Genomic DNA, 236 nt, shown 5'->3' with positions numbered 1-236 from the left:
GGTCGTCACCTGGTCGTTCCAGCCGACTTGCTTGGCCGCCTTGGGCTGGCCCAGTTTCCTGGCAACCACAGCCAGCAATTGCGTGAAGCGCGGCTTGGTCTCGGGAGCCGAGAGTTCCGGACCCGAACTGGCGACGATCGCGTCGATCTGGCCCGCGCCCAAACGGTCGTGAAAGGCCTTCACACTCGCCTCTGCCGCGGGGACATCCTTACCGGTCGAGCAGGCCGCAACCGCCA

At 66.1% G+C, this 236-nt stretch carries 1 protein-coding gene; it reads right to left on the bottom strand.

Going from position 1 to position 236, the window contains the following annotated elements:
- Positions 1-183: hypothetical protein (locus ACLJZ5_RS22160; RefSeq protein ID WP_410959038.1), on the bottom strand; the 183-nt coding region annotated here is incomplete at its 3' end.
- Between the last annotated feature and the right edge of the window lie 53 nt (positions 184-236).

Source organism: Salmonella sp. 5800 (genome assembly GCF_046558195.1).
GTDB classification, from domain to species: Bacteria; Pseudomonadota; Gammaproteobacteria; order Enterobacterales; family Enterobacteriaceae; genus Salmonella; species Salmonella enterica.
This window is presented reverse-complemented; position numbering and strand designations above follow the sequence as displayed.